Below are 6,360 nucleotides of genomic sequence, written 5' to 3'. Positions count from 1 at the left end.
CGGCCCGGCAGGCCAGCAAGGCGGTGTCCAGGCTGCTGCCGGTGAAGGCCGCATGCTCGGCGTCCAGCACCACCGCATCGAGGCCGGCGCCCCCGGCAATCTCAATGCCGGCGTGGGCCGGGGTCTTGATGAAACTGCTCAGCAACGGCTCGCCGTCGAGCAACCGCTGACGCCAGGTCGGGCTGCTCATAGGGCACCGGATTCACGGGGCGCGGGGGCGCTGAATTCCGCGGCCTGATACTCCACCAGGTGCTGGTAGTCGCCACGCATTGGCGAGAACACGTCGAGGTTCATCACCACCTCGTCGCCCAGGGGCTCGGCGTAATGCACCACGTGGGGCGGGATGCGCAGCATGCTGCCCGGGCCGCCCTCGACCACTTCGTCACCCAGGTGAAAGCGCACCCGACCCTGCACGATGATCACCAGTTGCTCGAAGGTGTGGCTGTGGGGGAACACGTCCATCCCCGGGGTCAGCCAGTTCATTACGCAAAGGGTGTCGTCGCCGCGAAAGCCGACGCGCTCCACCCCCTTGCGCACGGTTTCGCGGGGCAGGTCATTCCAGTTGTGCAGCAGGGCCTGGGCCAGGTTCATGGTGCATCTCCTCAGTCTTCGGGGCCGCGCAGGCGGGCTTTCCGATTTTGTTTTTGTTTCTTTCTGAAGAATAGTGTTTCTTCAGTCGATAAAAGCTACTCCCGAAAAACCGGCCCCGTCAACTGCCCGCCAATAACTTTTAAAGCCCGCTGCAATGACTTGACAGGGGCAAAAGCTGCGCCCTAGGATTGTGTCTTTCAAGAAAATATCGTTTCGCACAGAAGAATATAAGGCGAAACCTTTCCAGCAGCGCGAGGAGCCACGATGCGTGTTATCCAATCCATCCTGATCGACGGCCACTGGTCCAGTGGCAGCCATGAACAACAGGGCGCCGTGTTCAATCCGGCCACCGGCGAGCAGATCGCCAGCCTGGGTTTCGCCAGCCCGGCGGACCTCGACCTGGCCCTGGCCGCGGCCGCCAGGGGGTTTGAGGTCTGGCGCAAGACCTCGGCCTACGAGCGTTCGAAAATCCTGCGCCGGGCCGCCGACCTGGTGCGCGAGCGTTCCCAGGCCATTGCCGAACTGATCACCCTGGAGCAGGGCAAACCCCTGGCCGAAGCACAGATGGAGGCCTTTGGTGCCGGCGACCATATCGACTGGTACGCGGAAGAAGGGCGCCGGGCCTATGGACGGGTGATTCCGCCGCGCCAGCGCGGTGCCCGGCAGATCGTGCTGCGCGAGCCGATTGGCCCGGTGGCGGCCTTCAGCCCGTGGAATTTCCCGGTCAGCCAACTGGTGCGCAAGATTGCCGGTGCCCTGGCTGCCGGATGTTCGATCATCGCCAAGGGCCCGGAAGAAACCCCTTCGTCCTGTATCGAGCTGTGCCGGGCGTTCCAGGATGCCGGGGTGCCGCCCGGGGTGTTGAACCTGGTGTTTGGGGTGCCAGCGCAGATTTCCGAGTACCTGATCCACTCGCCGGTGATCCGCAAGATCTCCTTCACCGGCTCGGTGCCGGTGGGTCGTGCCCTCGGGGCCCTGGCCGGGCAGCAGCTCAAGCGTTGCACCCTGGAACTGGGCGGGCATGCGCCGTTCATTGTCTGCGATGACGTGGATGTCGAGGCTGTGGCGGCCCTGGGCGCCGGCCTGAAGTTTCGCAATGCCGGGCAGATCTGCGCCTCGCCGACCCGTTTTTTTGTCCAGCGCAGTGTCTATCCGCAGTTTGTCAGCGCCTTCTGCAAGGCCGGCGCGGCCTTGAGGGTGGGCGCCGGCAACCTGGCCGACACCCAGATGGGCCCCTTGGCCAATCCGCGCCGGGTGGCGGCGATGCAGGCCTATGTCGACGATGCCCTGGCCGTGGGCGCGACCCTGGCCACAGGCGGGCGCCCGTCCGAAGCGCCGGGTTTCTACTTTGCGCCCACGGTCTTGACGGATGTGCCGGACAACGCCCGGGTGATGCACGAAGAACCCTTTGGTCCGATTGCCTCGATCGTGCCGTTCGATGACCTGCAACAGGTGATCGACCAGGCCAACGCCTTGCCCTTCGGCCTCGCCGCCTTTGCCTTCACCCGCTCGATCGCCCGCGCCACCCTGCTGGCCGACGAGCTGCAAAGCGGCATGGTCTCGATCAACCACTTTGGCATCGCCGCGCCGGAAACCCCCTTTGGCGGGATCAAGGACAGCGGTTATGGCAGCGAGGGTGGCAGCGAAGGCCTGGACGCCTACCTGACCACCAAGTTTGTCAGCCAGGTCGGCTGAGGCCGGTCGCGACGTTTGAGGAGTGTTGCCATGGACACCCATGACTTTATCGTCATCGGCGCGGGCTCGGCCGGCTGCGCGCTGGCGGCCCGGCTGGTGCAGGCCGGCAAGCGCGTGCTGTTGCTGGAGGCCGGCCCGGCGGACAACCATCCGTACATCCACATCCCGGGGACCTTTGTCCGGGTCCACGGCACGTGCCGCACCTGGATGTACAAGACCGAGGCCGAGCCTTTCGTCAACGGACGCCAGGTTTACATTCCCCAGGGGCGAACCCTGGGGGGCGGCAGCTCGGTCAACGCGATGATCTACATCCGTGGCCAGGCCGAAGACTACGAGCAGTGGCGCGACGCCGGGTGCCCGGGCTGGGGCTGGCAGGATGTGTTGCCAGTGTTTCGCCGCTCCGAGGCCAATGCCCGCCTGGGCGGCGAGTTGCACGGGCAGGGCGGGCCCCTGAAGGTCAGCGACCCGCGCCATCGCCACCCCTTGAGCGAGGCGTTCGTCAGCGCCGCGCAGCAGGCCGGGGTGCCGCTGAGCCAGGATTTCAATGGGCCGCGACAGGAGGGGGTGGGGTTCTATCAGACCACCACCGCCGACGGGCGCCGGGCCAGTTCCGCCGCGACCTATTTGCGCGCGGTGCGCCACAGCCCGCTGCTCAAGGTGCTGACCGGGATGCACGTCACCCGCCTGCTGCTGGAAGGGCGGCGGGTGGTGGGCGTCGAAGCCCGCAGCCAGGCGGGCGCCTTGCAGCGGTTTGCCTGCAACGCTGAGGTCATCCTCAGTGCCGGGGCCATCGCCTCGCCGAAAATCCTCCTGCTGTCGGGCATCGGTCCGTTGCAGCATCTGCACGACATGGGCATCCCCCCGGTGCTCGACCTGGACGGCGTGGGGCGCAACTTCCAGGACCACTTGAGCGCCTCGGTCTACGGCCAGACCCGTGAGCCCATCAGCCTGCTGGGCCACGACAAGGGGCTCAAGGCGCTGAGCCACGGCTGGCAGTACCTGGCCCGGCGCCAGGGCCTGCTGGCGTCCAACGTGGTGGAGAGCGGCGGCTTTGTCGACACCCGTGGCTGTGGCCGGCCCGACGTGCAATACCACGTGGTGCCGGCCCTGGTCGGGGATGTCGATCGCTTGCCGCCGGCGGGCCATGGCATCTCGGTCAACCCCTGTGCGCTGCGCCCCAAATCCCGGGGCCGGCTGCTGTTGCGCAGCCGCGATCCGTTCGACCCGGTGTCTCTGCGGGCCAATTACCTCAGCGACCCGGATGACATGCTGACCCTGATTGCCGGGGTCAGGCTGGCGCAGAAGATCATGCGTGCGCCGGCCCTGGCGCGCCTGCTCAGCGGCCCGTTGCTGCTGGCCGATCGTGACGATGTGCCGGAGCAGGACTACGCCGACTATGTGCGCAGCGTGGCCAAGACCGTGTTCCACCCGGCGGGCACCTGCAAGATGGGCAGCGACGCCCAGGCGGTGGTCGCTGCCGATCTGCGGGTGCGCGGCATCGACGGCCTGCGGGTCGCCGATGCCTCGGTGATGCCAAGCATCGTCAGCGGCAACACCAATGCGCCGAGCATCATGATCGGCGAGCGCTGCGCCGACTTTATCCTGCAGCGCCCGGCCGCCTGATTCCCCGGGATGCCGGGGCGCGGCGCCGATTCTCTACAACAACAATAAAGAGAACCTCGATGAACCTACTTTCGCGCAGCACCTTCGACAACGAGCCCGACTGGCGGCTGTACAACAAGATTGCCTGGCGCATCCTGCCGTTTCTGTTTGTGTTGTACGTGGTGGCGTTTCTCGACCGGGTCAATGTGGGGTTCGCCAAGTTGCAGATGGCCGCCGACATCGGCCTCAGCGACCTGGCGTTCGGCTTTGGCGCCGGGGTGTTTTTCATCGGCTACTGCCTGTGCGAGATCCCCAGCAACATGCTCCTGCAAAAGCTCGGTGCACGGTTCTGGATCGCGCGGATCATGGTGGTGTGGGGGCTGCTGTCGATCTCCATGATGTTTATCCAGACCCCCACCGCCTTCTACGTGCTGCGCTTTTTGCTGGGCATGGCCGAAGCCGGGTTCTACCCCGGGGTGGTGCTGTACATGACCTACTGGTTCCCGTCCTGCGCACGTTCCCAGGGCATGGCTTATTTCAACCTGGGCATCGCCATGGCCGGGGTGCTGGGCAGCCCGCTGTCGGGCTGGATCATGCAGAACTTTGCCGGCGACCTGGGGCTGGCCGGCTGGCAATGGCTGTTTTTGCTGGAGGGCCTGCCGGCGGTGATCCTGGGGTTTGTGGTGTTTTTCTACCTGGATAACGGGCCCGGCCAAGTCAAGTGGCTGAGCCCGGCGCAAAACCTGCGGGTGCAGGCGCAATTGCGTGAAGAGCGCCAGCGCAACCAGGGCCAGGGGGCCGACCACCGTTTTCGCGCGGCCTTCGTCAACAAGGGCATCTGGTGCCTGATCATCACCAACTTCACCTTGCTCTGCGGCACCTATGGCGTGTCGTTCTGGATGCCGCAGATCGTCAGGAACCTGGGGGTGCAGAGCCTGTTCGATACCGGCCTGATCGCGGCGATTCCGTTTGCCGTGGCCTCGGTGTGCATGATTGTGGTCAGCAAGCATTCGGACAAGACCCGCGAACGGCGCTGGCACGGCACCCTGTGCGTGGTGGCGTCGGCCTGCGGGCTGATTTTCAGCGGGCTGTTCCATGACAACGCCTACCTGTCCCTGGCCGGGTTGAGCCTGGCGATGGCCGGTGGCTTGTCGGCGTTCTGCGTGCTGTGGGCGCTGCCCGGGGTCTTGCTGACCGGCACCGCCGCTGCGGCCGGGATCGCCCTGATCGCCACCGTCGGCAACCTCGGCGGTTATGCCAGCCCGTTCATGATGGGCTGGGTCAAGGACAGCACCGGGCACCTGGAATACGGCCTGTATGTGTTGGCGGCCATTACCCTGCTGGGGGCGGTGAGCATGTTCGCCGTGCCGCAGCTGCGAAGCGGGGCACGGCTGGCGCCAGGGGGCAGGCCACTCAAAGTCTGAATCGACGACGGCGGCCAGGTCACACCCGGAGCGCGTTTTCCCCAGGGAAAGCGCGCTCCGGGTGTTGTGCGTTGTGCAATCAGCTGTTTCTTCAGGCGATACAATCGGCAAGAATAGCGAAATGCTTTTTCGGCGAAGAGCGGGGCAGGAACGGGGTTCCTGCCCCCATGCGACACAGACAGAGGTGAACAGTGAAGGCAGAAGATAAGGATGGCAAAGAAGGCGCCAGCAGTGGCCCGGTGCTGCTGGAGTCGGTGGAAATGGTGTTCCGCCTGCTCGACGAACTGACCGCTGCCCGGCGTCCGCTGGGGGTGACCGAGCTGGCGCAGCTGTTGCAGACCGCCAAGCCGCGCACCTATCGCCACCTGGCCTCGATGCGCCAACTGGGGATTCTGGAGCAGGACCCCAGCACTGAAAAATACCTCCTGGGTTCACGCCTGGTGGCCTACGGCGAAGCGGCCAGCGAACAGTTCGACCTGCGGGCCCTGGCCGACCCTTACCTGACCCGGATCCGTGACAACACCGGGCAGAGCGCGCTGCTGGCGGTGGCCACCCATGATTCGGCGCTGGTGGTGTCCTGCGTGGAGTCCAAGGCCAATGTGTGCATCTCGGTCAAGCCCGGCAACCGTGTCTTGCCCTACTGCTCGGCCCAGGGCCGCACAGTGCTGGCGTTTTCCGATGCGGCGACCCAGCAGCGGGTGATGCGGCGCAAGATGCCGCGCCTGACCGAGAACACCATGTGCGACCCCGAAGCGCTGGCCGAGCGCCTGGCGCTGATTCGCGAACGGCTGTACGACGATGCCGACGGCGAGATCACCGTCGGCATCAACGCCCTGTGCTGTCCGTTGTTTCGCGAGAATGACGTGATTGTCGGCACCATCGGCATCGTCGGCCCCAGCTCGGCGATCCCGGTGCCGCCCCCGGCCAATATGCTCAAGGAATTGCAGGCCGCCGCCGCAGAAATCAGCGAGCGCCTGCACGCCGCGACCTACACCCGCAAACCGGCGCGCTAGGCCCGAGGTTCCAGGCTCGTACAGAGCGCGCCTGG

At 65.8% G+C, this 6,360-nt stretch carries 5 protein-coding genes and 1 pseudogene; 4 read left to right on the top strand and 2 right to left on the bottom strand.

The window, feature by feature from the left end; all coding sequences use genetic code 11:
* Positions 1 to 190, bottom strand: a pseudogene (locus CF161_RS08405) (aldolase); the annotation flags it as partial.
* Positions 187 to 591: a cupin domain-containing protein gene (locus tag CF161_RS08400; RefSeq protein WP_020296136.1), complete on the bottom strand. Its 405-nt coding sequence runs from the start codon at positions 589 to 591 to the stop codon at positions 187 to 189. The pseudogene CF161_RS08405 and the gene CF161_RS08400, both read right to left, overlap by 4 nt.
* Before the next feature lie 264 nt (positions 592 to 855).
* Here CF161_RS08400 and CF161_RS08395 point away from each other — a divergent pair, with 264 nt between their 5' ends.
* From CF161_RS08395 to CF161_RS08380, 4 genes are all read left to right on the top strand, one after another.
* Positions 856 to 2,286, top strand: coding sequence for an NAD-dependent succinate-semialdehyde dehydrogenase (locus tag CF161_RS08395; RefSeq protein WP_020296135.1), 1,431 nt, complete (start codon positions 856 to 858; stop codon positions 2,284 to 2,286).
* A 30-nt stretch (positions 2,287 to 2,316) separates the two neighbouring features.
* Positions 2,317 to 3,909, top strand: a complete 1,593-nt coding sequence (locus CF161_RS08390) for a GMC family oxidoreductase (protein WP_020296134.1) — start codon at positions 2,317 to 2,319, stop codon at positions 3,907 to 3,909.
* 59 nt (positions 3,910 to 3,968) lie between these two features.
* Positions 3,969 to 5,312 (top strand): MFS transporter, encoded by a 1,344-nt coding sequence (locus tag CF161_RS08385; RefSeq protein WP_020296133.1) that lies wholly within the window; start codon positions 3,969 to 3,971, stop codon positions 5,310 to 5,312.
* A 191-nt stretch (positions 5,313 to 5,503) separates the two neighbouring features.
* Positions 5,504 to 6,325, top strand: a complete 822-nt coding sequence (locus CF161_RS08380; protein WP_020296132.1) for an IclR family transcriptional regulator — start codon at positions 5,504 to 5,506, stop codon at positions 6,323 to 6,325.
* Positions 6,326 to 6,360: the final 35 nt, after the last annotated feature.

It is taken from the genome of Pseudomonas sp. CF161, from assembly GCF_000416215.1.
Lineage (GTDB): Bacteria > Pseudomonadota > Gammaproteobacteria > Pseudomonadales > Pseudomonadaceae > Aquipseudomonas.
This window is presented reverse-complemented; position numbering and strand designations above follow the sequence as displayed.